The following is a 26,562-nucleotide window of genomic DNA, read 5'->3' on the forward strand; positions in this document are numbered from 1 at the left end:
AGCATTGTCAGAACTGCAGGCCCATCGCCCAGCCCCCCAGCAGATAGCAAAACAGCGTGATCAGCACGATCCCGGTGATATTCAGGATCAACCCGCCCCGCGCCATCTGCGCGATCGTCACCGCGCCCGAGCCAAAGACAATGGCGTTGGGCGGCGTACCAACCGGCAGCATAAAGGCGCAGGTTGCGGCGAAGGCCGCCGGGATCAGCAGCGTCATCGGATCGGCACCGATGCCCACGGCCACCCCGCCCAAGATCGGGATAAAGGTCGCCGCCGTCGCCGTGTTGGACGTCACCTCGGTCAGGAACAGGATGATCGTCACCACCGCAACGACCAGCGCAACCGTCGACAAGGCGCCCAGGCCCTGCACCTGCTGGCCGAACCAACTGTCCAGACCCGATGCGGCCACGGCCGACGCAAGGCTAAGGCCACCGCCGAACAACAACAGCACGCCCCAGGGCAGGCCATTCTCGGCATCCTTCCACTCCAGCACCATCTTGCCACGGCCCTGTCCCGGCAGGATGAACAGCGTGATACCGGCGGCGATGGCGATGGCGGTGTCATCCAGGCCGTCCATGAAGCCCAATCCCGGAATATTGGCCAGCAATCCCGGCACCACCCACAGGAAGGCCGCGCTGCCAAAGACGACCATCACCATCTTTTCGCCCTGACTAAGCGTCCCCAGCTTGCCGATCTCATCCTCGATCATTTGCTGACCGCCCTCGATATCGGGCAGGTTGAAGCGATAGAGAACCCTGGTCATCAGCACCCAGCCAATGAGGATAAAGGTCAAGGCCAAGGGCACACCGACCATCATCCATTCAAGAAACCCGATCTGGCGACCCAACTCGTCGGCGGCGTAGCCGGCGACGATGGCATTGGGTGGGCTGCCCAGCAGCGTGCCCAGCCCGCCCATGCTGGCCGACCATGCAATCGCCAGCACAAGGCAAACGCCAAAGGCCTTGGTGTCGGGGTCCGAGATCACTTCGCTGATCTTGTGCCCGTCAGCCAGCTTGGCGGCCAGATCCTCGCCCGTCGCCGTGGCATGACGCTCGGCCACCAGCGCCAGAATGGACAGGCCGATGGGCAGCATCATCAGCGTGGTGGCGGTGTTGGACACCCACATCGACAGAAAACCCGTGGCCAGCATCATCCCCAGGATGATCCGGCGCGGCTGCACGCCCACCCGCGCCAGGGTCATCAGCGCGACCCGGCGATGCAGGTTCCATTTTTCCATCGCAATCGCGATCAGAAAACCGCCCAGAAACAGGAACACGATGGAACTGGCATAGGGCGACGTTGCCTCGGATACCGTGCGCTCTGTCAGCAAGGGGATCAGCACGATCGGCAACAGCGAGGTCGCGGCCAGCGGGATGGCCTCGGTCATCCACCAGATCGCCATCAGCGTGCCGACGGCTGCAACAATGCGCGCATCCGGGGTCAGCCCTTCGGACCCGCCCAGCAGCAACCAGACCAGCAGTGCAACGACAAGGCCCGCGATTCGTGCGCCCCAGATGAACCTGGAGGACGGCGTATCGGGATCGCCGTCAAAGTCCTCGAACTCGCCCTGCTGGTGGAAATCCTCGTTCAGGCCCATGTCGATTCCCTCCCACTCGTATTAAACCATTGGTTGAATGCTAGCGCAGTGAGGCAAGCCGGTCTATCCATCACGTCGCCCGCGCGAGATCAGGCAGGGATTGACGCCCGCTGACGCAGTTTCTACGCATAGAAAGCATAAAAACAGGAGGCGCGAATGCCCGGCGCGCAAAACGCACTGATCGTCGTCGACATGCAGAACGATTTCTGCCCGGGCGGCGCATTGGCCGTGGCGGGGGGCGATGAGATCGTGCAGCCGATCAACCGGCTGATGCAGAATTTCGACGCTGTCATCCTGACCCAGGACTGGCATCCCGCCGATCACACCAGCTTTGCCGAGAACCATCCGGGCGCCGAGCCCTTCTCGGTGGTCGAGATGCCATACGGCCAACAAGTGCTATGGCCCGCGCATTGCATTCAAGGCAGCAATGGTGCCGCGTTTCATCCGGATCTGGACGTGAACCGCGCTGATCTGATCCTGCGCAAGGGCTTTCGCAGCGGGATCGACAGCTATTCCGCGTTTTTCGAAAATGATCAGCAAACCCCAACCGGGCTCGAGGGCTATTTGCGTGAACGCGGGTTCGACGCCCTGACGCTGGTGGGACTTGCGCATGATTTCTGCGTCGCCTGGAGCGCGCGTGACGGGGCCAAGCTGGGCTTTCAGGTCACCGTGATCGAGGATGCAACCCGCGCCATCGACCTGGATGGCAGCCGCAACAAAGCCCGCCAAGACATGCGTGACGCCGGAGTGGAACTGAAATGAGCGGCCAGATGACCGATATCGCCACGCGGGTCTATAACCACAAATGGAAGATCGATCCGATCGTCCGCTCGCTGATTGACACCGATTTCTACAAGCTGCTGATGTGCCAGTCGGTGTTTCGCAACCGCGCTGACACCGACGTATCCTTCAGCCTGATCAACCGGACCAAGTCGATCAAATTGGCCGAGTTGATTGACGAGGGCGAGTTGCGCGAACAGCTGGATCACGTGCGCGGCCTGTCGCTGGCGCGCGGTGAAAGCACCTGGCTGCGCGGCAATATGTTTTACGGCAAGCGCCAGATGTTCCGCTCGGACTTCATGGAGTTTCTCGAAGGGGTGCGGCTGCCCGCCTATCATCTGGAAAAGCGCGATGGCCAGTACGAGTTGACCTTCGAGGGCAAATGGCCCGAAGTCATGCTGTGGGAGGTCCCTGCCCTGGCCATCCTGATGGAACTGCGCTCGCGTGCCGTCTTGAAGGATATGGACCGCTTCGAACTGCAGGTCCTTTATGCCCGGGCGATGACCCGGCTTTGGGAAAAGATCCAGACATTGCGCGAACTGCCCGACCTGCGCATCGCCGATTTCGGCACGCGGCGGCGGCACAGTTTCCTGTGGCAGGATTGGTGTGTGCAGGCAATGATCGCCGGTCTGGGTGATCGCTTTACCGGCACCTCGAACTGCCTGATCGCCATGCGGCAGGATATCGAGGCCATCGGAACCAACGCGCATGAGCTGCCCATGGTCTATGCCGCGCTGGCCGATAGCGACGCCGAACTGCGTCAGGCACCCTATGACGTGCTGGCCGATTGGCACGAGGAACATGAGGGAAACCTGCGGATCATCCTGCCAGACACATATGGAACCAAGGGTTTTCTGGCCGGCGCACCCGACTGGCTGGCGGGCTGGACCGGTATCCGCATCGACAGCGGCGATCCCGCCGAGGGCGCGGAAACCGCGATACGCTGGTGGCAAGAGCGTGGCGAGGACCCGAAACAAAAGCTGGTCATCTTTTCGGACGGGCTGGATGAGAACAAGATCATCCGGCTTTACAGGCAGTTCCATGGCCGGACCAGGGTCAGCTTTGGCTGGGGCACGCTGCTGACCAATGACTTCCGTGGACTGGTCCCCGGCGATGGGCTGGCACCGTTCAGTCTGGTCTGCAAGGCGGTCTCGGCCAATGGACGGCCAACCGTCAAGCTGTCTGACAATCCGGCCAAGGCCATGGGTCCGACCGATGAGGTTACACGATACAAGCGCGTTTTCGGCGTCGGACAGCAAGAAGAGTTGGACGTGATCGTCTGAGGCTGGCTGCGGCTCAGCCGCCCAGCAACCACTGGCTGGCGGACTGGACAGCGGCAGATAACAGCGCCGCCGCCGGGACCGTGATCAGCCAGGCGGCGATGATCGTGGTCAGATAGCTGCGGCGCACCAGCAACCGGCGGCGGTACTCGGCCGCCGGCAACGCGTCGCGGCCTTTGCGGCGACGTCGGTCATACCATTCGCGGAAGAAACCGACACCAAAGACACCACCGACCGCGACATGCGTGCTGCTGACCGGCAAGCCGATCATCGAGGCCGCCAATATCGTCGTCGCCGTTCCTGCGGAAATGCAAAAGGCGCGAACCGGGTTCAGCCGGGTTATGCCGGTACCGACCATCTGGACCAGCCGCCCGCCGAAAAGAATTGTGCCCAAGGCGATGCCCACACCCGCCAGCAACAGGGCAAGAAAGGGCAGATCGACTGCCCTGCCCGACAGGATCGTGCCATGCAGGATCACGCTCAGCGGCCCGGCGACATTCGCCGCATCGTTGGCACCGTGGGCAAAACCCATCAGCGCTGCCGCCCATAGCAGCGGCAGGCTGAACAGCCGCTTGATGGCCAGCTTGTCGCCACTCTGATCGGCGATTTCATCGGTCAGTCTGCGGGTGGCCCAGACCTGAACCGCCAAGGCCGTCAGACCTGCCGCCGCCACCACAATCACCGGCGACAGGCCGATGATCAGCAGCCCCAGATACAGTACGAACAGTGCCGTCATCAACGCGATCAGCGCAGGCAGCCATACCCGCGCAGCCTTGGCGGGATCGGCGGCCTCGTTCACCATCATACGGATCAAGGACAGCATTCCAGCCGCAATCAGACCTGCCAGCAGCGGCGCCACAACCCAGCCAAGCGCGATGACGGCGATGCTGTCCCAGACAAAGGCACCCGGCCCGAATGCGACCAGCCCGGCACCTGCGATCCCGCCGATAATGGATTGCGTCGTACTGACGGGCAGCCCCCGCCAACTGGCAAAACTGATCCAGACCGCAGCACCCAGCAGCGCCGATAGCATGACCTGAGGCAAACCAGCGGTCATCACCGCATCCGAAACCGCGCCAGGCTGGATAATCCCGCCCGCGATACGGTCCGAAACCGCGTCACCTGCCAGCAGCGCGCCTGCGACCTCTGCCGCCGCGACGATCATCAGGCCGGCGACCAAGGGCACCGCGCCGGATCCCACAGCCGGCGCCAGCGAGTTGGCAACGTCATTCGAGCCGATGGACAGCGCGAGATAAGCGGCAACCGCGATGGTTGCCGCAATCATCGCCAGATGCGGCTGCCCACCATAGACCCCGATTGCCAGCAGAGTCGCCGCCGCGATAAAGATCAGCCCCGCACCAATCGCCAGCACCGGGCGGGCGGCCTGAACCTGCGCAAAACCGGCATTCGACAACCGGTTCAGATCCTTGTCCAAGATGCGATATTCGGTGCCGCGCCGCGCCATCAGATCAGCTTCCGGGTCTCGATGCGCCGATCATGGCGCCGGCGGCAGATGGCGCAGGATGTCTTGCAAGCCGGTTTCAATGACAAGCCGCGCGGCCTCTTCCGCGTCGAACCATTCGCGCTCGCGCTCGTGATTTTCGGGGAAACTGTCGGCCAGCGATTCAACAGCAACGGGGTAAAGCGCCACCTCGACCGGCAGCGCAAATCCGCTATCCTGATGCTTGTCATAGCGAAAGCGGCCCAGTTCGGCCAACTCGACCTGACCGCGAACACCCGCCTCTTCCCATGCTTCCTGCAATGCAGCATGGGCAAGGCTGCGCCCCTCCATCGGCCAGCCTTTGGGAATGACCCAACGCCCGGTGCCGCGACTGGTGATTAGCAGAACCTGCCCCGTTTCCGCCTTGCGACAGATCGCCCCGACCTGCAGCGCGGGTGGACGGCGGCCAAGGATCATGCCCAGCGATTTGCGGATCATGTTCACTCCTCGCCCTCTACCCGGCCGCGCAGGGCCTTTACCGCACCGCGCTCTGCCTTGGACTTCAGCCGCCGCCGCTGGCTGCCCAAGGTGGGCCGTGTCGCGATGCGGCGCTTGGGGGTTTCGGTCGCACGCCGGATCAGATCGGCCAGCCGCACCCGCGCCAGTTCGCGGTTGCGCGCCTGACTGCGGGTTTCCTGCGCGAGGACGAGCACAGCCCCATCCTGCGTCCAGCGACGCCCCGCCAGCCGCTGCAGTCTCCGCTTGACCGCGTCGGACAGATTTGGTGAACGCGCCGCCTCGAACCGCAACTCTACTGCGGTTTCGACCTTGTTCACATTCTGCCCCCCCGGCCCTTGCGAGCGGGTGAATTGTTCTGTCAGTTCCCATTCCTCGATGGAGATATTGTCGGTCACCTGTAGCATGCCCACAAGATATGGCTGCCCGCGCCACCATTCAAAGCGAGAAAGGTAAAGACGGGGTAAAATTCACGCGGAAACAGGCAAACTATGGCATAAAATCCGCTATCTTTGTGTTTCCGGCCAATGCGCATAGGGCAGAACCGCGCCATCGCGCCTGCTTTCGGCCACGCGCGCCAGATCGACTTTGGCGAAAACCCAACCCGGCTGGTCCATCTCGCCCTGTGCGATGATGCCGGTTTCAGGCCAAAGCCCGTCGGGCGGAGCGTAGATCGCGGCCCGACCCCTGTTTTCATCAACTGCCGGGCTCCACGCGCATGCGCCGACCGTCGGAGCGTGGACCACGACGCATTGCCCCTCAAGCGCGCGCGCCATTGCCCCGATACGCACGCGGTTAAAGCCCGCGACCGTATCGGTGCAGCTTGGCACCAGCAGAAACTCGGCCCCCGCCTCAACCAGCCGACGTGCCAGCAACGGGAATTCCGCGTCATAACAGATCAGGATCCCGACCCGTCCGATGGCCGTGTCGAACACCTGCAGCCCCTCGCCGCCGGTCACGTTCCATTCAGACCGCTCGAACCGGGTCATGACCTGCTTGTCCTGATGGCCAATCAGCCCCTGCGGACCGTAGAGTGCGGCCCGGTTCGTCGGACGGCCCCCGTCGAAATGCGGCCCCGAGGCCGCAAGGATATGGCATCCGTGGCGCGCGGCCAGTTCGGCCTGCAGCTCTGCCGAGCGGTCGGCGTGGCGCGCGACCTCGTGCAGTGAAGCCTCCAGATGGCCTGCCACCGCCGGGCCGCCAAGGCTGGCCAGCTCCATCGCGCCATATTCGGGAAAGACCAGCAGATCGGCGCCGTCGGCAGCCTCGACCCAACGGGTCAGCTTGGTGCGGTAATCAGCAAAGCTGTCGAACCAGTCGAAATCATAGGCCGCGGCGGCGATCTTCATAGCGATCGCATCCAGAATTGCAGCGCCTTTTCAGTCGCCTCGGGCTGGCCGAGATCCTTCCACGAAAAGCGCGCCTCGACACCGGGCAGCGGCGCATAGCCGCGTTTGCGCCAGAAACCATCCAGTGGCCTGTATCCTGCGGGGCGCGCGGGGTGGTCCGCAGGCCGGATCACGCTGCAAAAGGCCGAAAACCGATGACCAAGCTGGCGGGCATGCGCCTCGCGCGCGTCAAAGAAGGCATGGCCCAGACCCCGCCCGCGATAGTCGGGCAGCAGAACCGACTCGGCGCAATAAAAGATATCGTCCAGCGCCTCGGGTCGATCGACAAAAGCCGCAGAAAAGTCATCGGCATGATCGCGCATCGGTGCCCCGGTGGCAGCCCCAATGATCCGGTCGTCCTGCTCGGCCACCACGACCACCGCGCCGGGCGATTGATAGGCGCGCAGATAGTCGCGTTCGTAATCCAGATCGCCGTCATAAAGGTAGGGCCAGTCCCGGAACACCGCGATCCGCAGCCGCGCCACATCCTCCAGCGCAACCGCGAGATCAGGGCCGGTCAGGATGCGCGTCGACACGGTCATCCGATGACCTGCCGGTTCCATTCGGCCAGATTGTAATAGGTCGTCACTCGCGCGATCTTGCCGTCGCGAATGGTGAAGAACGTTCCGGCGGGCAGACAATAGGTCTGACCCTGCGCCGGGGGCAGCCCCTCGTCGGTTTTCAGATAGGTCCCGTTCACCGTGAACTCGGCCGCAGCGCGGTCACCGCTGTCATCCGCGAAAACCACCAGATCGGTCAGCTTCTCGCGGTAGCAATCGGTCATATGCGCGTTGAATTCGGCAAACAGCGCCTTTCCACGGCGGATTTCACCCTCGTTCACATGATGCTCGACCTGATCATGCAGCAGGTCCAGCATGTCATCGGTGCGGCCCTCGTTGAAGGCCTGGAAATAGGTCTGGATCAGGGTTTTCGTGTCCATCTTCGCCTCGAAATTGCCTTGCCCCGGTCTAGCGCTGGCGGTCGCCGCTGTCACCTCCGCCCTTGGGACCAGCCGCGTCACATGACTTGCAATTCGGCGCCAAAGCGTTAGCCCAGATGCAACGCAACCCAGAACGGAAACCATGATCATGCAGCCCATGGGCCATCGCGAGATTACCTGTTTCAAGGCCTATGACATTCGCGGCAGGCTGGGCGTCGATCTGGATACTGACATCGCCTATCGCGTCGGTCGCGCCTTTGCGCAAGGGCGGGCGGCGGCCCGCGTCGTGGTCGGTCGCGACAGCCGTTCTTCGTCGCCGGAGCTGGCTGCAGCGCTGATCCAAGGGTTGACCGATGGCGGCGCGGATGTGCTGGATCTGGGGCTTGCCGGGACCGAAGAGGTCTATTTCGCGACAGGCCATCTGGGCGCAGACGGTGGAATCGAGGTTACGGCATCGCATAATCCCATCGACTATAACGGGATGAAGCTGGTGGGCCCCGGCGCGGCACCACTGGACCCCGCGACCGAACTGCTGGCGCTTGCCGATCTGGCGCGCTCAGGTGATTTCACCAACGCTGCGCGCAAAGGCACGGTGATCGACCACAGCCATGTTCGCACCGATTATGCCCGCGCCATCGTGGATTTCGTCGATGTCCCGGCGTTGCGGCCCATGACGATACTGGTCAACGCCGGAAACGGGACCGCGGGGCCAACCTTTGACGCCATCGCAGCCGAGTTGCAGTCGCGCGGCGCGCCGTTGCAGTTCATCCGGGTCAATCACCATGTCGACCCGGCCTTTCCAAACGGCATCCCCAATCCCCTGCTACCCGAAAACCAGCCGATGACGTCCGACGCTGTGCGCGAAGCGGGCGCCGATCTGGGCGTCGCATGGGATGGCGATTTCGACCGATGCTTCTTTTTTGATGCCGATGGCACTTTTATCCCCGGCGAATATATCGTCGGATTGCTGGCGGCTGCGTTCCTGGAAAAGGCACCGGGTGAAAGAATCGTTCACGATCCGCGCGTGGTCATGAACACGCGGGCGGTGATCGCAGAGGCCGGCGGGCAGGCAGTGCAGTCCAAGACCGGCCATGCCTTTATCAAACGCGAAATGCGGGCTCAGAACGCCATTTATGGCGGCGAGATGTCGGCGCATCACTATTTCCGCGATTTCTTCTTTTGCGACAGCGGCATGATCCCTTGGCTGCTGGTGGTCGAACTGCTGTCTCGAAAGGGGGCCGGGCTGTCCGATCTGGTGGTCAGACGGATGCAGATGTTCCCATCATCCGGCGAGGTGAACTATCGGCTGGATGATCCCGAAACCGCGATTGCGCGCGTTGTCACAGCCTTTGCCGACGACGCGCGACGACGCGACGACGCGACGATGCGGATGGCGTCTCGCTGGAATTCGACAACTGGCGCTTTAATCTGCGCAGTTCCAACACCGAGCCGGTCGTTCGGCTGAACGTTGAGGCAGCCGGCGATGCCGCGCTGGTCGCCAGACAGCGCGACCTAATCCAAGCCCTGCTTCAGGATGGATCGGTAAAGCCGAAAGCCACGTAGTCGCGCGGATAGGCTGATCGCGCCGCCTGGTGAACCTTGGGATCGGCCAAAAAGTCGGGAAAGGTCTCGACCGCCGGTGCACCAACCGCGTCCGCGTCCAGCCCGGCCGTTGCGGACAGCCATGCCAGATCCTGATCCAGCCGATCCTCACGCAGCACTGCATCGGGGCTGGAAAACCGCGAGAAACCTGCCAGAATTTCGCTTTGGCTGGCCCAAACGGGATGCGTCGGCAATCTGGTCTGGCCATTCAGGTTGCGCTTGAGAAAGCCCAGAAAGTCGATGAACAGGGCGTGGGACTGCTGAACATCCATCTGCCACAGCTCTGGATCGGCAGGCAGTCCGACGCGGTGCGTCTCGCGCATCAATTGGCGCAGTGCAGGGTCCTTGGTGCCAAGCAATTGTTCAAAGGCCGCCCAGGCCCGGCGCACGGGATGACGCAGCACGGCAAAGCTGCGATGGCCGGGATGGCCGCGTTTCCACTGGCGCAGACTGTTTTGCGTAAAGTCGCCCTTCAGAGGGCCAAGATTGCGCAACCATTCCAGAACGGGGTCAGTCGGGCCGCCGCCCACCGGCATGAAAACCAGCCCCGCGCCAGCCTCGCTCGCAAAAAAGGACGGCACGGCGGGGCCTCTGCTGGATTCGAAATTCGGGATACGGCCAAGGGCGAAGGGGTCCATCGCGGTCAACTGGGTCTGCATCTCGGAGAAATTCGAGACTTTCTCGGCCATTTCACGCGGGTTTTGCGGCACCTGGTCGTTGGCTGGCGGGACCTTTTCCAGATCTGTCCGGCCCAGCCAGTGCATCATGCCTTTCATGATCTCGCCGTTGCGCAGATCGTCATAACTCAACCAGAATGCCGACTGCCCCGACACCTGCAAACCGTGCTGCACGCGCGCCCGGAACTCTTCGATTGCACCCAGCTGTTCCCGAAACTCTTGCCAGACAAAGCAGATCTTGGTTGAAATCGGGGTCTCGGCCTCGTTTAGTTTCCATTGATTTGTCTCCAAGGCCAACTTGGTTGAGACATAGCTTTCCAGCGGATTACGGGTCAGGATGATCTTGGCGCAGCTGCGTTCGGCCATGATCGCGTCAAAGACACGCGGGTCGTGATCGTGGAAATAGCGGAAACCCAGCAAGTGATCGGGCTTGTCCATCAACAGGCCCAGCAGCTTATGTGGATCGCTCTCGCGTTCCTCGGCGGTCATGCCGCGCAGCGTGTCCGTGTCGGGCCAGCCCAGCAGATAGGGGTTGAAGGCCTCACCAAAGCAGGTGACGCGCTTGATCTTGTTCATTGTCGCTTCGAGCAGGTTCGACCCGGTGCGCATCTCGGCGAAGATGACAAAGCTGCGAAAGGGTTGGGTCATGATTGCTGCCTTTGCTGACTGGCTGGGTCTGTTGGCGGAAAATGCCCGGTCAGTTCCGGGCGCAGGCCGGCATTGCGCATCCGCTGCAAGAACGCGCCAATCCCTGAAAATTCAAGCATCGGCGGCAGATCGTCGATCTCGCCGATGCCCAGGTCCAGTTGCGACAACGCCGTCGACACGACATCCGCCGGCCTTGCTGCGAATTCGGCCAGATCCCACAGTTTGACGCGCGCGCGCAACCACCGCGAGTTCAGCACCCTGAACTGCTCGGTCTCGGCATGCTGCATCTTGGCGGCAATGCGGCGCAGTTGATCGAAGGGCAGATCGGAGTGATAAAGCGGGACAAGCCACGCGCCGGTCACAACCATCAGCCGCGCATTGGGATCGGTCGCCATGAACCAGTTCAACGCCTGACTGTCGCCCGGCCCGAACTGAAACACCTGCATCCGCTCGGTCACCCTGACCAGCGACGACAGGAACCGTTCGGGGTCGTAATCGCGCAGCTTTGGATTGGACGGCAATGCGCCGGGGCCCAGATCAGCGCGGCCGGCAAATTCAGCGCCGCCGGGCGCAAAAAGATGCCCGTGGACATCGGCATCAACCCGCGCCGCCAGCCATTCCTCAAAGCCAGGGATAAGCTGGGCAAAGCCCTGCAGGACCGCATAGCCTGCCGCTGTCTTGCCATGCTCGTGATACTGGCGCGGGAAGCGGCTTTGCATATACAGCCCGGGTCGTCCCGAGCGGCGCAGCGTCGTCGCTCTGCTCAGCATGCGTTCAATGCGCGATGGATCTGGCTCGCGACCGGCTTGACCTTCCGCCGAAGCCTGCGGAAAATGCTGCATCAGCTTTTCAGCGCCGTGCCAGATCTTGCGAGCAACGAACGAACCCGATTCCTCAAGCATCTGCACGTGATCATCGTATAGCAGGTAGGGCTTGCCCAGATGATCAAAGCGCGACAGCGTCAACGAACGGCTTTCGACATGCTGGGAATGCAGCCGCGCAAGCGACTGGAAATAGCTCTCGTCGGGGATCCAACTCAGCCGGAAAAAGCGGTCGAACTCAGCCCGTCTGCTGTCATTCAGGATCGCGGTCAGCGTTTGCCGCGTCAGGCACCACCATTGTGAGCCCAGATGCGGAACCAGTCGTTTGGGCTGCCGCCGCGTGATGCCCATCCGACGCTGCCAGTCGAGCGAACGGTCAAACAGCTTGCGCTGCTTACGCCAGTCAAAGGGAAAGTAGCGGGTAAAGCGTTCTTCGTTGAGCCCGCCGATGGCCCAGAACACGTCGTCGACCGCAACGCTTTCGATGAAATCATAGCCGGGATGCGCGCGTAGATATTCGACCAACTCAGCGACCGGCCTGAGCGGCAGGCACGACCCCGATGCCAGAAAGACATGGCTGACCTCGGGCACCAGCGCCATCAACGTCGTTGCCGCATCCTGGGTCGCCTGCACCAAATCAAAGCGCCCCCAATTGCAGGCGCGACGGGTCGAGAAATGAATATTCGGATGCGCCGACAGAGTGGCCTGCATGGCGGTGAACTCTTGCGGGTCGGCCTTGGCATCGACGTGGATCATGACCTCGGCACCGCCATCCGCCCAGATCTGTGCAATCCGCGCAGCGGTCTGCAGTCGTGAATGGCACAACAGCGCCACACCCAGCCTGACCTCAGGCGCGCGATCCTCCGCCATCACACCCAATTCCCGCCCGACATCAGACCCAGATCGGCTAATTGACGCCAATCGGCATATTCGCTTGACGCGTCGCACCACAACACCGTCTTGCCCTGAAACCGCTTGTGATAGGCACGGTATTCCTGACTACCGGCATAGTGCTGGCGGCGCGACAGTTCCTCGGTCGACTTCTCGGCAATTCCGGCCAGAAACTTTGCGTGCAGCAAGCAGCCCGAAGCGCGTTCGCCGCCGTCCTGATCATAGACCATGTTCAACTGTCGAGGCAGCAAACTATGTGTCGAACTGAGATAGGCATAGCGCCAGTGCCATCTGACCAGCGGGATCTTGTTCAAGGCCGGGCTCTCGAAGGGTCGTCCGGGAAAAACCGCCCGCGCCCGGGGCCCGCCCTGTATCCACAGATTGCCGTATTTGTGGTTCTTTCTGATCGTGTAATTGGCCGCATCGAACCAGTTGGCGACCTCTAGCGGGTTCTGCCCCTCGCGGCACACCGCCTGCTCGACCGGACCACGTGGATAGACGTCCAGCAGCATCGCCGAAAAGCTTTTGTCGTCGACACTGTCCAGCCAATCGGTCAGCGCCTGCAATGGCCGGGTGTCGTGATGGGGATAGATAAAGAACTCGTCGGGATCGACCGTCAGGCACCAGTGATCATGCCCATACCGTCTGAGCAGATCATTGATCCAATCCATCCCGAAGCGCGCGGATTTATAGCTTTCTTTCGTATGCCACAACGACACGTCGGGTTCAGATCGAAGATAATCAGCGCTGCCGTCAGTGCTGTCGTTATCGACGATCAGGAAATGCGCGGCCCCCAGTTTTCGATAGTATTCCAGAAAATAAGGCAGTCTGGTCCGCTCATTTCTGAGCGTGACAAAGACCAGAATATCGGCGGGTCTGATAAGGTTGGTGCGGTTGCTCAGGGATTGCAGACGACGCCCGCGACGCATGGCCCGCAGCAGGTAATATTGCCGCTCTGCACGGCGACCAAGGCGCCCGTATCCTTCTTTGAAATACATCACCACGCGCTGTCAGATCACTCGCCATCCTCACACCATCTTTGATGTGCATAACATCTGAGCTGCGTGCAATCAGGTTTTTTCCGCGGCGTGACCTGCCGCCGGGTGCCAACCGCCATCCGACATCAGTTCCAGTTCGACCAATTGGCGCCAATCGCGTAGTTGCACCGACCCTTCGTGCCAAAGATCTGGGGCCGCTATCAGGGCGTCATAATAGGCGGTGTAATCGTCGGGCCGGTTGAAATGCTGTCGGCGCCGCTTCTCTTCAATCGAGCGCTGAACGATATCCGGCGTGAATTTGGTGTGCAGCAACACGCCCGTCAACCTGGGATCGCCCGGCCCATCATAGCTGAGGTTCAGTCGTCGCGGCAGCGCGGAATGGGTGGAATTGGCATAAGCAAAACGCCGGTTCCACTTTATCAGCGGCAGCTTGTTCAGCGTCGGTGCCTGATCAGGTCGGTCGGCAAAGAAGGTGCGGGCGCGCACTCCGCCCTGCACCCACCTGTTCAACTTGGGCTGCTGCACCTGCATCCGGTACGGGCCGGCATCGAACCAGTCCAACGCATCCGGCAACACGGCCCCGTCCGGCAGCGGCTGGCCGATGCTGCCCTTTGGATAAAGGTCCACCATCAACGCGCCCAAAGCGGGCTGACCGATTTCGTCCAACCGGCTGGTCAGGCTATGCAGGTCCTGATGGGGCCAATGCGGGTAGATCAGAAACTCATCCGCGTCGACGGTCAGACACCAGTGCCCGTGCCCATAACGGCCCAGCAACCAGCCCATCCAATCCATGCCAAAGCGGGTGTCGCGGTAAGATCCGTGACTGACCCAGACAGAAACGTCGCTTTGATCTTCCAACAGATCCAGCGTGCCATCGTCGCTGTCATGGACAACCAGCAGAAAGTGGTCGACCCCCAGTTTGCGGTAATGTCGCAGAAAATCCGGCAGGCGCAGGGCTTCGTTGTGAATGGTGGCAAAGCAAAGCACGTCGCCCGCACCGATCCCAGAGGTGGCATCGCGAACCACCTGCATCTGGCGACGCGCGCGAATGGCCCGCCACAGGTATTCGCGCCGCTTCCATCTGAGACGATATCGTCCCCACAGGTTGCGCACCCAGGGGATGACATCACCCCCGGAACTCACCCGCGATAGCCGTCAGTCTGATGCCAGCGCCAGGCATCGCCGATCATTTGTTCAAGCGTTGACCGCTGCGGCTGCCAGCCCAGCACATCGACGGCCTGCTGGCTGCCCGATACGAGGCTGACGGCATCGCCGCCACGGCGCGGCCCTTCCTGAACCGGAATGTCCAGCCCGGTCACCTCGGCCGCCTTGGCCATCACTTCGCGCACGGTAAAGCCGCTGCCACTGCCCAGACAGAACACGGCATTGCCCCGCCCTGCCTGCAGCCAGTCGAGGCCCAGAACATGGGCATCTACCAGATCCATCACATGCACATAATCGCGCATGCAGGTGCCGTCGCGCGTCGGGTAATCCGTGCCATAGATCGTCAGCGCATCGCGACGACCGCAGGCCGCATCCAGAACCAGGGGGATCAGGTGGGTCTCGGGCCGGTGGAATTCCCCCACCTCGGCCTGAGGATCAGCGCCAGCCACGTTGAAATAGCGAAAGATCACCGTTTCCAACCCGTCAGAGGCACCGAAATCGGTCAGCAACTGCTCGATCGCCAGCTTGCTGCCGCCATAGGCATTCAGCGGTTGCTGCTGTGTGCTCTCGTTCAGCAGCACGCCGTCGTGATCGCCGTAAGTCGCGCAGGTCGAGGAAAAAACCAGACGATTGCAGCCGGCAGCCAATGCCGCCTCGGCCAGGTTCAGCGCGCCAGTGACATTCTCGCGCCAATAGCGGCCCGGCTGCTCCATTGCCTCGCCGACCTGACTGAGCGCGGCAAAATGCATCACCGCCACGGGGGCGTATTCCTCGAAGGCACGCCGCAGTGCGTCCGGGTCCAGCAGGTCGCCTTCGACCAGCGGTCCGAACTTCACCGCGTCGCGCCATCCGGTGCTGAGGTTATCGAATGTGACAGGCAGGTATCCGGCTGCGCGCAACTGCTTGCAGGCATGAGAGCCAATATACCCCGCGCCGCCCGTTACCAGAATCGCATCTGCCATCCGCTATTCAGCCGCCTTCTTCGACGACATGACGTCGCCGAGAAATTCGGCCAGCTCGTCTTTCAACTCTTCCCGTGCAAGACCGAAGGCAACGGTGGCCTGCAAAAAGCCAGCCTTTGAGCCACAATCAAAACGCTGCCCGCGGAAGCGCAGACCGAAAACGTCGCGCCCTGCACTGATCTCATCGGCGATGGCATCGGTCAGCTGGATCTCGCCGCCCGAGCCCTGCTTCAGCTTGTTCAGGTTCTGCATGACCGTTGGCGCAAGGATATAACGCCCGATCACCGCCAGATTGGACGGCTCGGTCCCCGGCGCGGGTTTTTCGACCATGCCCTTTGCCTTGACGATGGCGCCCATGTCCTCGGCAATATCCAGCACGCCGTAAGACGCAGCCTTTGCCGGCGCCACCTCCATCGTGGCGACCATGCTGCCGCCGGTTTCACCATAGGCCTCGATCATCTGTTCGAGGCAGGGCGGCTCGCCCATGATGACGTCATCGGTCAGGATCACGGCAAAGGGCTCATTCGCCAGCAGGCGCCGCGCGCACCATACGGCGTGGCCAAGCCCAAGCGCCTTGTGCTGGCGGATATAGGCAATCGCACCCGATTCCATGTTGGTTTCATTCAGCAGCTTCAGCAGGTCTTTCTTGCCCGCCTTGCGCAGACTTGATTCCAACTCGTGGGCGTGATCGAAATAATCTTCCAACGCGCCCTTGCCGCGCGAGGTGACGAAAATGAATTCCTTGATACCGGCGGCGCGCGCCTCGTCGATCGCGTATTGGATCAGCGGGCGATCAACCAGTGTCATGATCTCTTTGGGAATACTTTTCGTCGCCGGCAAGAACCTGGTGCCCAGGCCCGCCACGGGAAAAATCGCCTTTGTAACCTTGCGGCTCATTCTACTTCTCCTGCGAACTCAAGGCTTAAAGCGTAACTTTCGGCCTCGGCATGCTTGATCAATATATCCTACAACAGATCCGCAGCAGCAAGACATCAACCAGAAACAATTTGATTACAAACGATTATCAGCGGTTTTGCGCTGCAATCAAAGGCCCGACTAGTTGAGTCCCATTCTAAGCATCATCTGTTCAAGCTTGGGAACGTCCTCGGGGTTGTTCAGTTCCCAAAACTCACGACCACGCGATTCGACAAGCACGCAGCGTACGCGGCGGCCTTGTTCAAGAAAGCGCAACTGTTCCAGTCCTTCCAGCTTTTCCAGCCGGCCTTCGGGCCAGCCGGCATAGTCGGCCAGCGCTTCGGGACGGTAGGCGTAGACGCCGACATGATGGTGCACCGGCGTCGGTTCGTCGTCGTCAAACGGCCCGGCCGCATAGGGCACAACCTCTTTCGAGAAATAGAGCGCCTGCATCTCATCATTGAAGACTGCCGTCGTGCCGCCGACCCGCCCGGCCTGGCGATCTGCGATCAGTTCGGCGCGCATCCGACCGGTGCTGTTGAGAACCGGTGTGGCCAGCGCAGCCTGCGGATCGGCGCGCAGACCCGTGACCAGATCTTCGATGAACCATGCTGGCGTCAGCGGCGCGTCGCCCTGCAGGTTGACCACGATCTCAGAGGTCAAACCCAGATTCGCGACAGCCTCGGCAACGCGCTCGGTCCCATTGCGGCAGGTGGCAGAGGTCATCGCGACCTCGGCGCCGAAGCCCCGGGCATGGTCGCGGATGCGCTCATCATCGGTGGCCACGATCACCCGGTCGATGCCGGGCACATCCATTGCCGCGTCCCAACTGCGACGAATGAGGCTGCGTGCCTCGCCACCCGCGCCCCGCAAGGCCACCAGCGGCTTGCCCGGATAACGGGTCGAGGCAAATCGTGCAGGGATGATGATCGTGACTGACATCCGGCTATTCTTTGACCAGCAGAACGCCCGGCGCAAAGGCGATGAAGAACGGGTTCTCAAAGCCCGGCTTGCCATAGGTCATCGGCGTATGGTCGTCGAACCGCACCACCTCGCCGCCCGCACCGCGCAAGACCGCATCGCCCGCCGCCGTGTCCCATTCCATGGTGCGGCCAAGACGAGGGTACAGATCCGCCTCGCCGGTGGCCACCAGACAGAACTTCAACGAAGACCCGGCGCTGGTCATGTCCCGCACGCCATAGCTGTTGATATAGTCGTCGGTCGCGGCGTCCCGGTGCGACTTGGACGCCACCACCATCAGCCCGCGATTGTCAGGCATCGGGTTCACGCCGATCGGATTGGTCTCACCCGGCTGATCGCCGAACGGGCCCGTTTCCTCGACCGAGCGACCATCGCCGGTGGTATAGAACAGCCGGCCCTTGGCGGGGGCATAGACGATGCCGCGCACAGGCACGCCATCCTCGACATAGGCGATATTGACCGTGAAATCGCCCCGGCGCTGGACGAATTCCTTGGTGCCATCCAGCGGGTCGACGATCAGGAATGTCCGCGCCACCTGCCCGTGGGTCTCGGCCTGTTCCTCGGTGACCAGGACGAAATCGGGAAATGCAGCCCGCAGCCCGGCAGAAATCAGCTGATCCGCGGCTTCGTCGGCCGCTGTTACGGGCGAGTCGTCGGATTTCGCACGCACCTCGAAATCCTCTGCGCCGTAAATTTCCATGATCTTCTCGCCTGCCGCCAGCGCAAGGCGACGCATCTCGGCTGACAATCGGTCGAATTCCATTGGATTTTGCCTTTTTTGACAGGGCAGGCCCCGGCCGCCATTGATTGAATATTAACTTGCGCCCCCTTATGGTCGCCATCAATGGGATGAGCAAGCATCCCGAGCGTTTTGCATCAGGTAGGATCTCAGCCGTGTTCGTCCAGCATCGCAACCGCAATATGGTCGAAGCGGCGTTCAGCACGCTGTTGCTGATGTATTTCCAGACCATCCATGTTTTGCGCAGCGAACACCGCAACCCGTTGATCGGCTTGCTGCTGGCGATCGTGCAGTCCTCACTGATGGTCGCCGTGTTTTTTGCTCTCTACTATGTGATCGGCGTCCGCACCTCGCCCATTCGCGGCGATTTCATGATCTTTATCATGAGCGGGATCTTTGTGTTCGTCACGCATGTGCAGGCGACGGGCGCCGTTTCAGGGTCAGGGGCGCTGACCTCCGGGATGACCAAACATGGACCGATGAATTCGGCGATCCTGATCGCGGGCGCCGCCATTGCGGTGCTTTATCGGCAAGTGCTGAGCTGCGTGGTCATCCTGGGCGCCTATCATGCATTCATCACCCCCGTTATCATAAATGACTGGGTTTCATGCATGGGCCTGCTGTTGCTTGCCTGGCTGTCGGGCTGCTGCGTCGGACTGGTCTTTCTGTCGATGCGGCCCTGGGCGCCCAAGGCATCGGGCCTGCTGACCACCGTCTATTCACGGCTGAACATGATTGCATCGGGCAAGATGTTCGTGGCCAACACCCTGCCGAACTTCATGTTGCCGTATTTTGCATGGAACCCCCTGTTTCACATCATTGATCAGATGCGCGGCTATGCCTTCATCAACTATGTGCCGCACAAGACAAATCTGGCCTATCCGATCTATTTCACCATCACGGTGGCGATGATCGGATTGATGGCTGAATTCGTAACGCGCAACCGGGTCTCGGCCAGCTGGACCGCAGGCAGATAGGACAGCTGGGTCAGCCCGCGGATTCCGCTTGCCTTGCCAGATGCCGGCATGCTCACCTCGGCCACAGATATCGTCCATAAGCCCAAGAGGCCCCGCGCATGACACTTTCTGCCGCTGACCGCGCCGTTCTGGAACAGGTGACAACCGCGACGGTGACGACGATCCTGTTGAAAAAGGGCTTGCGCAATGTGTGGATCCGCGGGGCGATGCCGCTGCGTCCCGATCAGCCGCGGATCGTGGGCGAGGCCTTTACCCTGCGCTTCGTACCCGCACGCGAAGATCTGGCGACACCGGCCAGTTGGGGCAGCCCGATCTCGACCCGGGCGGCCATCGAAGACATGCCCGAGGGCTGCATTTGCGTGATCGACGCCATGGGCGTCACCGATGCGGGGGTGTTTGGTGATATCCTTTGCGCACGCATGGCCAAACGGAACGTGGCGGCATTGGTCACTGATGGCGTGATCCGCGACCTGTCGGGCGTGCTGGCGAGCGGCCTGCCGGTCTGGTGCCGGGGTGCTGCGGCGCCACCCTCGGTCGCGGGACTGACCTTTGTCGGGTGGAACGAGACGATCGGTTGCGGCGGCGTCGCGGTGATACCGGGCGATGTGGTCGTGATCGACGGCGATGGCGCTGTCGTCATACCGCAGGCTCTGCTGCCAGAGGTGGTGGCCGAGGCCCCCGCCCAGGAGCAATTGGAAGGCTGGATTATCGAAGAGGTCGATCGCGGCACCAGGTTGCCCGGTCTTTATCCCATGAATGACGAGACCAAAGCCCGTTATCAATCCTGGCTTGATCGCGACACTACTGAGAGTTGATCGCTGCCGGATTTCACAGAGGACAGATAATAATTGAACCGAATCGACCAGTCTTTTTGGTCAGAATTCCACGTTTTTGACTGAACTTTCCTTTTACAACAATCAGTCAGCATGATTGAGTGAGGCTGCTTCAGCTTTCCGGGGATCGCGCCCCGCTGTCGGCTTGTTGTTTGATTGTGCCTTCGGGCACTTGTACTCGAGGATTGTGAACGATGAATGGTAAATTTCTAGCGATCGCGGTGGCGGCGACCGCTCTCACTGCCTGCTCTCTGAACCCCCGCGACTATGAAACGACCCCTGTCGTTGTCGAGACTGCGGCCGGCCCGGTGACCTGTCAGCTATACACCAAAGAGCAGGTGACATGGGACCGCGCGACCGCGCGCCCGAACAGCATGGATGTCGAAACCGCAGATAACGTTTGCCGGGCCGAGGGTCAGCGCGAACTGACCGGCGGCGCGAGTGCTGCCCCTGCGATCTAACAGCCTACACGGTTGTGGCTGTCGCACTGCGACGGCCAGAGGCCGCGATACTGCCGCTATCCGCCCAGCCAGACGGACCAGCGATGGTATCGCGGCCCACCAGGGTCAATCCGCCAGCCGCAGATAACCGCTAAGCCGGAAAACCGGCTGCGCGGCGCAACTGGCCCGTCACCATGCCACGCCAGTTTTTCTGATCGCCGGTCAGGTATTTCTCGACCACCTGATGCGACGGCTCCAGAACGCCCAGATGCACAAGGATCGCGGTGATCGCCGCCTCGCTTGCGCGGGTCCCGCCATCGCGGATCTTCAGCGCGACGCCCAGTTTCTTTTCCGGGATGATCGCCACAAAGACCGCCTCGGCGCCGGTCTTGACGGCCACCCGTCCCTCCATCGCCCGCATCAGTTCGGTGCAGGCCCGACCCTCACCCGCCACCAGTTCGGGAAAGGCACACATCGCCTGCACCAGCGCGCGCATCGCGTCGCCCCGCATGTCCGAGCCGGGCGCGGCAAAGGCCGCCATTGCACGGGCCAGACCCGTCACCGTACAGGCATGGTTCGGGGCCGAACAGCCGTCGATGCCATAGCCGGGGCTGGTCTCGCCCGTGACCTCTTCGAACGCCGCCTTGCCGGCCAGTTGCACCGGATGATCGACGTCGATATATTCAGTGCCGCCCTTCATGTGCTGGTTCAACGTGAGGAAACCAGCATGTTTACCCGAGCAATTGTTGTGCAGCTGGCATGCGCTCAACCCCGAACAGGTCAGTCGCGCGGCCTCTGGTTTGTCGCCCGGCATGTGCGAGCCGCACCGCAGGTCGCGCTCGGCCAGACCGCGCGCCTTCAGCCAGTCACCGACCTCGCGCACATGAATCGACGCGCCATTATGGCTGGCGCAGGACAGCGCCAGATGCTGCGTCTGCAAGCCCGCAGCCCGCGCCGCGCCGCTTTCAAGCAGGGGCAAGGCCTGGATCATCTTGCATGATGAGCGTGGAAAGATCACCGCCTCGGGATCACCCCATGCCTGCACGATGCCGGATGGATCACAAACCACCGCGTGCCCCTGATGCACGCTTTCCAGCATGTCGCCACGCCACAACTCGATCAAATCAACGGCCGCCATCGACAATTCCCCTGACATTTGCGCGATTTCCCGCCAAAGGGTCTTTTTCGCACGGATGATTTAGCGTTATTCTGCCGCCAGTCGGTTGAAAACACCACCGCAATCAGAAACAACGCCGGCGAACAGGCGAGTTGGCAGGAGGCCAGAGCATGAATTCATTTACGCTGCGAGGATTGATCGCCATTGCAGTTACTGCTGGCGGCATTTCGACCGCACAGGCACAGGAATCCACGAATGTCGTCGCGACCGAAGACGACTGGACGGTTTTCGCTGCGGATAACCCCAAGGAATGCTGGGCTGTTTCGCCGCCACGGTCGTCGCGGAACACGGACGCAGAGGGCAACGCCAAAGACGTGACCCGCGGCGATATCCGTCTGTATGTCGCCTATCGCCCCGGACAAGAGGGCGAGGTGTCATTCAGCGGCGGCTATCCTTTCGCACCGGATTCGACGGTCGAGGTGGATATCGGCGGCGCCAAATACAATCTCTTTACCGAGGGCGAAAGCGCCTGGACCGGCAGCCCGACCGAAGACAGCAAGCTGATCGGCTCGTTGCGGGCAGGCTCCAGCGCGACGATCGTTGGCCGTTCGGCTCGTGGCACCGTCACGACTGACACGTTCAGCCTGGCCGGGATCACTGCTGCGACCAACACCGCACGGTCACGCTGCGAATAATCACGGATGCGCCATCGACCCCTTGGCGCATCAATCGGACAAACACAGGGCAGGCAGCGTCGATCGGCGCCCTGCCCTGTTGCCGCTCTGTAACCTCACGACGGATTTCGAACCAAACTGACCGTGCTGGTTGATTTGCCGGCCGGTTTCGCCTATTTCGGCTTCTTTCCAATCTCTCTGCCGGTGAACCCATGTCTGCCCCGATCACGCAGGATGTCCTGACCATCCCCCGCAAACTGCCCGAAGGCGGTCGCACGAATATTGTTGGCCTGACACGGGATCAGTTGCGCGATGCGCTGCTGGCCGCCGGCACGCCCGAAAAGCAGGTCAAGATGCGCGTCGGGCAGGTCTGGCAGTGGGTCTATCACTGGGGTGCGCGCGATTTCTCGGCGATGACCAATCTGGCGAAGGATTATCGCGCCATGCTGGCCGATCAATTCGAAATCACGCTGCCCGAGGTCGTGACGCGGCAGGTCAGCGCGGACGGCACCCATAAATATCTGCTGCGTATCGCAGGCGGGCACGAGGTCGAGGCGGTCTATATCCCCGAGGACACGCGCGGCACGCTGTGTATCTCATCGCAGGTCGGCTGCACGCTGACCTGTTCCTTCTGCCATACCGGCACGCAAAAGCTGGTGCGCAACCTGACGCCCGCCGAGATCGTCGGGCAGGTCATGGTTGCGCGTGATGATCTGGACGAATGGCCACTTCAGGGCGCGCCCAAGAATGAAACGCGCCTGATCAGCAATGTCGTGCTGATGGGTATGGGCGAACCCTTGTACAATTTCGAGAACGTGCGCGACGCGATGAAGGTGGTGATGGACAATGAGGGGCTTAGCCTCTCACGGCGCCGGATCACCCTGTCGACCAGTGGCGTCGTCCCGGAAATCGCCCGCACCGCCGAGGAAATCGGCTGCCTGCTGGCCGTGTCGTTCCATGCCACGACCGATGAAGTGCGCGATGGGCTTGTGCCGATCAACAAGCGCTGGAACATCGAAACGCTGCTGAACGCGCTGCGCGAATATCCGCGCCTGTCCAACAGCGAACGCATCACCTTTGAATATGTGATGCTGGACGGCGTGAATGACAGCGACGAAGATGCGCGCCGTCTGGTCAAGCTGATCCGGGGCATCCCCGCCAAGATCAACCTGATCCCGTTCAACGAATGGCCCGGCGCGCCCTACAAGCGCAGCAGCTGGCAACGGATCGAGGCATTTGCCGATATCGTCCACAAGGCCGGCTATGCCAGCCCGATCCGCACCCCGCGGGGCGAGGATATCATGGCGGCCTGCGGCCAGTTGAAATCTGCGTCTGAACGCGGCCGAAAATCCAAGGCCCAGATCGAGGCAGAAGCCGCCGGCTGATCGCGGCGCGGCAGTCGCCGCCCCGCCTCTAGTCCTGCACGGGCAGGTCCCAGGGCCGCAGATCGGCCTCCATCCAGGTGCCATGGGCTGCGTTGGGAAAGACGATCCAATCCTGGCCAAAGCGATCCGCATGGCGTTCAGTCCAGCGATATTGTTCATCCAGCGTGCTGCCGGCGAAATCACCATGGAAATCGTGCAACGTGTCGCCCAGCAGCAGCACGATCCTGTGGTCACGTTCGATCAGCGCGCGGCGTTCGGCCTTTGGCTTGCCAAATAGCTGCACCCGGTCGGGGCTGGCCTGCGGCAGGCCCAGTTCGGCCAGTGTGGCCAAAGTGGCGGGCTTGTTTTCAGAAAACCTGTCCGAGACGTAAAAGATCGACACGCCCAGTTCATCCGCCAGCCACAGGAACTGCGCCGCACCGGGAATCAGGCGAGGCTTGCCAAAGCGTTCCCACAGCTTCCAGGTCTCGACATTGTCCAAGTGCGCGCCGACCGTCGCGGCGTGGGCCATCACGGCGGAATTGTCGATCACCGTCTCGTCGATATCTGTGACGATGGCCAGCCCTTCGCCGGTGCCGCCGTTTGCCTCTACTGCCTGATGCAGGCGCAAGGTCGCCAGCGCATAGCACTGCCGCTGCAAGGCCCGGACCTCGGCCGATAGCTGCTGATAGCGGACCGCGATGACATGATCGCGGGGGTGGCGGCGGGTATCGTCGGGCATGGCCGGTCCTTGGTTGGGATGAACGGGGCCAAGCTAGAACCAGCACCGGGCGGCGTCAAACCGCCAGACGGCCTCTCAGGCGGCGGCGGGCAGACGTGCGGGCGCCTCACGTACCGGCAGATGGATCAGCGCGCTGAAGGCACCGACGCCGACACCGATCCACCAGACCAAGGTGTAGTCGCCGTTGACGTCATACAGCCAGCCACCCAGCCACACACCCAGGAACGAGCCCAGCTGATGCGACAGGAAGACAAAGCCGTAAAGCGTGCCCATATAGCGCAGCCCATAGATATAGGCGACCAGACCCGAGGTCAGCGGCACGGTGGCCAGCCACAGCCCACCCATCACCAGTGAAAAGATCACCACGGTCGTGGGCGTGATCGGCGTCAGGATAAACCACGCCGCCGCGATGGTGCGCAGCGTATAGATCCCCGCCAGCAGGTATTTCTTGGTATAGCGACTGCCCAGCCAGCCCGCAAAGATCGAGCCCACGATATTGGCCAGACCGATCAGGCTGATCGCAATTGCGCCAAGCGCAGAGGTGGTGCTGATGCCGATGCTGTCCAGCATGCCTCCGGGCAGAATCGGGCCGCACATCTCGGTTATCATTGCGGGGAAATGGGCGGTGATGAAGCCCAGCTGATAGCCGCAGGAGAAGAAGCCGGCAAAGATCATCAGATAGCTTGGGTCACGAAAAGCGCGTTTCAGCACCGAGCCCAGACTTTCTTCCAACTCCGAGCGCGTCGCGGGTTTTCCGTCGCCCAGCATCGGCAGAAAGAACAGGCTGGTCAGCACGATCACACCAAAGATGATGAAGACCGACTGCCATGTGTAATAGGCCAGCAATATCTCGGCCAGGGGTGCACCAAAGACCTGGCCCGCCGATCCCGCAGCCGTGGCGATGCCCAGGGCAAGGCTGCGATTTTCATCGCTGGCCGCGCGTCCGACCACCGCCAGAATTACGCCAAAGCCGGTGCCGGCGATGCCAAACCCGACCATCACCTCGAGCATCTGGATACTGGCAGGTGTGGTTGCAAAGGCGGTCAGCACCAGACCGGCCGAATACAACAGCGCGCCCAGAATGATCGCCCAACGGTCACCCCACCGTTCAGCCAAGGCCCCGAAGATCGGCTGGCCGATGCCCCAGGCAAGGTTCTGGATGGCAATTGCCAGCGAAAACTCGGCCCGCGGCCAGCCAAATTCCTCGCCAATCGGGATCTGGAACACGCCAAAGCTGGCGCGCAGCGCGAAGTTGATCAGCAGGATAACGCAGCCGCCGATCAGAACCGGCGTGAACAGGCGAACTTGGGAAGAGGTCATGGCAATCGTCACCGAAAAAAGATGCGATCACCGTTGTCCCCTGCGCCGGGAAAGTACAAGCGCGGAATTGTGCTGAATATATCAGCCGGGCTTATGGATCAGCCCGGCTGATATGGTCTGCGATCAGTTGCGACGTGCAACCTCGTTGTTGATCGAGAAGGTCGAGGGCTGGAACCCACCGGCTTTTTGCAGGCTGTTCAGGATCACGGTCGTCTTTTCACCGGCATTGTCGGTGATGACCCATTGGCGCAGTTCGGTCGGGCCGCCGGTAAAGACCATCTTGATATTGCCGTATTCGGGATGGGCCGGGTCCTGCGCGGTCACCACGGTGCTGTTCTTCTGTTCGACATGGCCGGTGACCATATTGGCGCGGCCAAGATTGACATTGGCGTCCAGAATGATCGACAGCGGCGTCTGCGCCAGCGGGTATTGTTGTGCGGCACCGCGCGTCTTGCCGTCAAAGACAGCAACCTGCCCACCGGATGCCAGAACCAGCGTGTTGTCGTTGTTATACTCGAACCGCACACGACCCGGGCGCTGGATATAGACCTGCCCGGTCGAGATGCTGCCGTCGTTGTTCACCTGAGTGAATTTCGAGGTCACGGTGCCAAGACCATTCAGGTATCGCGACAGTTCGTTGAGTGAGATTTTCTCGGCCATCGCCGGCAAAGCGAGGACAAGGGCGAGGACGGGCGCAAGGGCGAGTGATTTCAGTTTCATGGTGCCGATCATGCTTGATTCTCCAATGACTTGCA

General features: G+C 61.6%; 28 protein-coding genes. 9 read left to right on the top strand and 19 right to left on the bottom strand.

Annotated features, from left to right (window positions below; translation table 11 throughout):
- Positions 1-7: 7 nt before the first annotated feature.
- Positions 8-1,597: an SLC13 family permease gene (locus tag CUV01_RS04245; protein WP_101459371.1), complete on the bottom strand. Its 1,590-nt coding sequence runs from the start codon at positions 1,595-1,597 to the stop codon at positions 8-10.
- A 156-nt stretch (positions 1,598-1,753) separates the two neighbouring features.
- On the opposite strand from CUV01_RS04245, the gene pncA reads away from it, so the two are divergent.
- Positions 1,754-2,359: a bifunctional nicotinamidase/pyrazinamidase gene (pncA, locus tag CUV01_RS04250; RefSeq protein ID WP_101459372.1), complete on the top strand. Its 606-nt coding sequence runs from the start codon at positions 1,754-1,756 to the stop codon at positions 2,357-2,359.
- A gap of 8 nt (positions 2,360-2,367) precedes the next feature.
- On the top strand, positions 2,368-3,660 hold the full coding sequence (gene pncB / locus CUV01_RS04255; RefSeq protein WP_101461858.1) for a nicotinate phosphoribosyltransferase: 1,293 nt from the start codon (positions 2,368-2,370) through the stop codon (positions 3,658-3,660).
- Positions 3,661-3,673: 13 nt separating this feature from the next.
- Here pncB and CUV01_RS04260 read toward each other — a convergent pair whose 3' ends face one another.
- The 6 genes from CUV01_RS04260 to CUV01_RS04285 form a co-directional block, all read right to left on the bottom strand.
- Positions 3,674-5,122 (bottom strand): inorganic phosphate transporter, encoded by a 1,449-nt coding sequence (locus CUV01_RS04260; RefSeq protein WP_101459373.1) that lies wholly within the window; start codon positions 5,120-5,122, stop codon positions 3,674-3,676.
- 30 nt (positions 5,123-5,152) lie between these two features.
- Positions 5,153-5,596: an NUDIX hydrolase gene (locus tag CUV01_RS04265; protein WP_101459374.1), complete on the bottom strand. Its 444-nt coding sequence runs from the start codon at positions 5,594-5,596 to the stop codon at positions 5,153-5,155.
- A gap of 2 nt (positions 5,597-5,598) precedes the next feature.
- Positions 5,599-6,021 carry an alternative ribosome rescue aminoacyl-tRNA hydrolase ArfB gene (arfB, locus tag CUV01_RS04270; RefSeq protein WP_101459375.1) on the bottom strand — a complete coding sequence of 141 codons (423 nt, stop codon included), beginning with the start codon at positions 6,019-6,021 and terminating at the stop codon, positions 5,599-5,601.
- 99 nt (positions 6,022-6,120) lie between these two features.
- Positions 6,121-6,963: a carbon-nitrogen hydrolase family protein gene (locus CUV01_RS04275; protein WP_101459376.1), complete on the bottom strand. Its 843-nt coding sequence runs from the start codon at positions 6,961-6,963 to the stop codon at positions 6,121-6,123.
- On the bottom strand, positions 6,960-7,544 hold the full coding sequence (locus CUV01_RS04280) for a GNAT family N-acetyltransferase (RefSeq protein WP_101459377.1): 585 nt from the start codon (positions 7,542-7,544) through the stop codon (positions 6,960-6,962). Before CUV01_RS04280 ends, CUV01_RS04275 begins: the two co-directional genes overlap by 4 nt.
- On the bottom strand, positions 7,541-7,942 hold the full coding sequence (locus CUV01_RS04285) for a ketosteroid isomerase-related protein (RefSeq protein WP_101459378.1): 402 nt from the start codon (positions 7,940-7,942) through the stop codon (positions 7,541-7,543). The genes CUV01_RS04280 and CUV01_RS04285 overlap by 4 nt, the downstream gene beginning before the upstream one ends.
- 142 nt (positions 7,943-8,084) lie before the next feature.
- Here CUV01_RS04285 and CUV01_RS04290 point away from each other — a divergent pair, with 142 nt between their 5' ends.
- Both CUV01_RS04290 and CUV01_RS20300 read left to right on the top strand, forming a co-directional pair.
- Positions 8,085-9,407, top strand: coding sequence for a phosphohexomutase domain-containing protein (locus CUV01_RS04290; RefSeq protein ID WP_338418337.1), 1,323 nt, complete (start codon positions 8,085-8,087; stop codon positions 9,405-9,407).
- Complete coding sequence (locus CUV01_RS20300) at positions 9,371-9,505, top strand: hypothetical protein (RefSeq protein ID WP_338418349.1); 135 nt, start codon at positions 9,371-9,373, stop codon at positions 9,503-9,505. Before CUV01_RS04290 ends, CUV01_RS20300 begins: the two co-directional genes overlap by 37 nt.
- On the opposite strand, the gene CUV01_RS04295 is transcribed toward CUV01_RS20300, so the two are convergent.
- From CUV01_RS04295 to cysQ, 8 genes are all read right to left on the bottom strand, one after another.
- Positions 9,472-10,869, bottom strand: coding sequence for a hypothetical protein (locus CUV01_RS04295; protein ID WP_101459379.1), 1,398 nt, complete (start codon positions 10,867-10,869; stop codon positions 9,472-9,474). The genes CUV01_RS20300 and CUV01_RS04295 overlap by 34 nt on opposite strands.
- Positions 10,866-12,560, bottom strand: a complete 1,695-nt coding sequence (locus CUV01_RS04300) for a DUF5927 domain-containing protein (protein WP_101459380.1) — start codon at positions 12,558-12,560, stop codon at positions 10,866-10,868. Before CUV01_RS04300 ends, CUV01_RS04295 begins: the two co-directional genes overlap by 4 nt.
- Positions 12,560-13,579: a glycosyltransferase family 2 protein gene (locus CUV01_RS04305; RefSeq protein ID WP_101459381.1), complete on the bottom strand. Its 1,020-nt coding sequence runs from the start codon at positions 13,577-13,579 to the stop codon at positions 12,560-12,562. The genes CUV01_RS04300 and CUV01_RS04305 overlap by 1 nt, the downstream gene beginning before the upstream one ends.
- A gap of 72 nt (positions 13,580-13,651) precedes the next feature.
- Positions 13,652-14,722, bottom strand: coding sequence for a glycosyltransferase family 2 protein (locus CUV01_RS04310; RefSeq protein WP_232962509.1), 1,071 nt, complete (start codon positions 14,720-14,722; stop codon positions 13,652-13,654).
- Entirely contained in the window at positions 14,719-15,705 is a 987-nt protein-coding gene (gene galE / locus CUV01_RS04315) for a UDP-glucose 4-epimerase GalE (RefSeq protein ID WP_101459383.1), read from the bottom strand. The genes CUV01_RS04310 and galE overlap by 4 nt, the downstream gene beginning before the upstream one ends.
- A 3-nt stretch (positions 15,706-15,708) precedes the next feature.
- Positions 15,709-16,602: a UTP--glucose-1-phosphate uridylyltransferase gene (locus tag CUV01_RS04320; RefSeq protein WP_101459384.1), complete on the bottom strand. Its 894-nt coding sequence runs from the start codon at positions 16,600-16,602 to the stop codon at positions 15,709-15,711.
- A gap of 159 nt (positions 16,603-16,761) precedes the next feature.
- Positions 16,762-17,562: a 3-deoxy-manno-octulosonate cytidylyltransferase gene (locus CUV01_RS04325; protein ID WP_101459385.1), complete on the bottom strand. Its 801-nt coding sequence runs from the start codon at positions 17,560-17,562 to the stop codon at positions 16,762-16,764.
- A 4-nt stretch (positions 17,563-17,566) separates the two neighbouring features.
- Positions 17,567-18,364, bottom strand: a complete 798-nt coding sequence (cysQ, locus tag CUV01_RS04330) for a 3'(2'),5'-bisphosphate nucleotidase CysQ (RefSeq protein ID WP_101459386.1) — start codon at positions 18,362-18,364, stop codon at positions 17,567-17,569.
- A 131-nt stretch (positions 18,365-18,495) separates the two neighbouring features.
- On the opposite strand from cysQ, the gene CUV01_RS04335 reads away from it, so the two are divergent.
- The 3 genes from CUV01_RS04335 (at position 18,496) to CUV01_RS04345 (ending at position 20,611) form a co-directional block, all read left to right on the top strand.
- On the top strand, positions 18,496-19,317 hold the full coding sequence (locus tag CUV01_RS04335; protein WP_101461859.1) for an ABC transporter permease: 822 nt from the start codon (positions 18,496-18,498) through the stop codon (positions 19,315-19,317).
- 98 nt (positions 19,318-19,415) lie between these two features.
- On the top strand, positions 19,416-20,132 hold the full coding sequence (locus tag CUV01_RS04340; protein WP_101459387.1) for a ribonuclease activity regulator RraA: 717 nt from the start codon (positions 19,416-19,418) through the stop codon (positions 20,130-20,132).
- 212 nt (positions 20,133-20,344) lie between these two features.
- Positions 20,345-20,611 carry a hypothetical protein gene (locus tag CUV01_RS04345; RefSeq protein WP_101459388.1) on the top strand — a complete coding sequence of 89 codons (267 nt, stop codon included), beginning with the start codon at positions 20,345-20,347 and terminating at the stop codon, positions 20,609-20,611.
- Between the two features lie 130 nt (positions 20,612-20,741).
- Here CUV01_RS04345 and CUV01_RS04350 read toward each other — a convergent pair whose 3' ends face one another.
- The gene (locus CUV01_RS04350) at positions 20,742-21,728 is read right to left on the bottom strand and encodes an asparaginase (protein ID WP_101459389.1); all 987 of its coding nucleotides are present in this window, start codon (positions 21,726-21,728) and stop codon (positions 20,742-20,744) included.
- A 149-nt stretch (positions 21,729-21,877) separates the two neighbouring features.
- Here CUV01_RS04350 and CUV01_RS04355 point away from each other — a divergent pair, with 149 nt between their 5' ends.
- A complete protein-coding gene (locus CUV01_RS04355; RefSeq protein ID WP_101459390.1) occupies positions 21,878-22,402 on the top strand; it encodes an invasion associated locus B family protein in 525 nt (174 codons plus the stop codon).
- A gap of 191 nt (positions 22,403-22,593) precedes the next feature.
- A complete protein-coding gene (rlmN, locus tag CUV01_RS04360; protein WP_101459391.1) occupies positions 22,594-23,766 on the top strand; it encodes a dual-specificity RNA methyltransferase RlmN in 1,173 nt (390 codons plus the stop codon).
- A gap of 28 nt (positions 23,767-23,794) precedes the next feature.
- Here rlmN and CUV01_RS04365 read toward each other — a convergent pair whose 3' ends face one another.
- The 3 genes from CUV01_RS04365 to CUV01_RS04375 form a co-directional block, all read right to left on the bottom strand.
- Positions 23,795-24,487: a 5'-nucleotidase, lipoprotein e(P4) family gene (locus CUV01_RS04365; protein WP_101459392.1), complete on the bottom strand. Its 693-nt coding sequence runs from the start codon at positions 24,485-24,487 to the stop codon at positions 23,795-23,797.
- Between the two features lie 75 nt (positions 24,488-24,562).
- Entirely contained in the window at positions 24,563-25,807 is a 1,245-nt protein-coding gene (locus CUV01_RS04370) for an MFS transporter (RefSeq protein ID WP_101459393.1), read from the bottom strand.
- 123 nt (positions 25,808-25,930) lie between these two features.
- Positions 25,931-26,527, bottom strand: a complete 597-nt coding sequence (locus tag CUV01_RS04375) for a LolA family protein (protein ID WP_101461860.1) — start codon at positions 26,525-26,527, stop codon at positions 25,931-25,933.
- Positions 26,528-26,562 lie beyond the last annotated feature (35 nt).

This window comes from Paracoccus tegillarcae (assembly GCF_002847305.1).
Classification (GTDB): Bacteria; Pseudomonadota; Alphaproteobacteria; order Rhodobacterales; family Rhodobacteraceae; genus Paracoccus; species Paracoccus tegillarcae.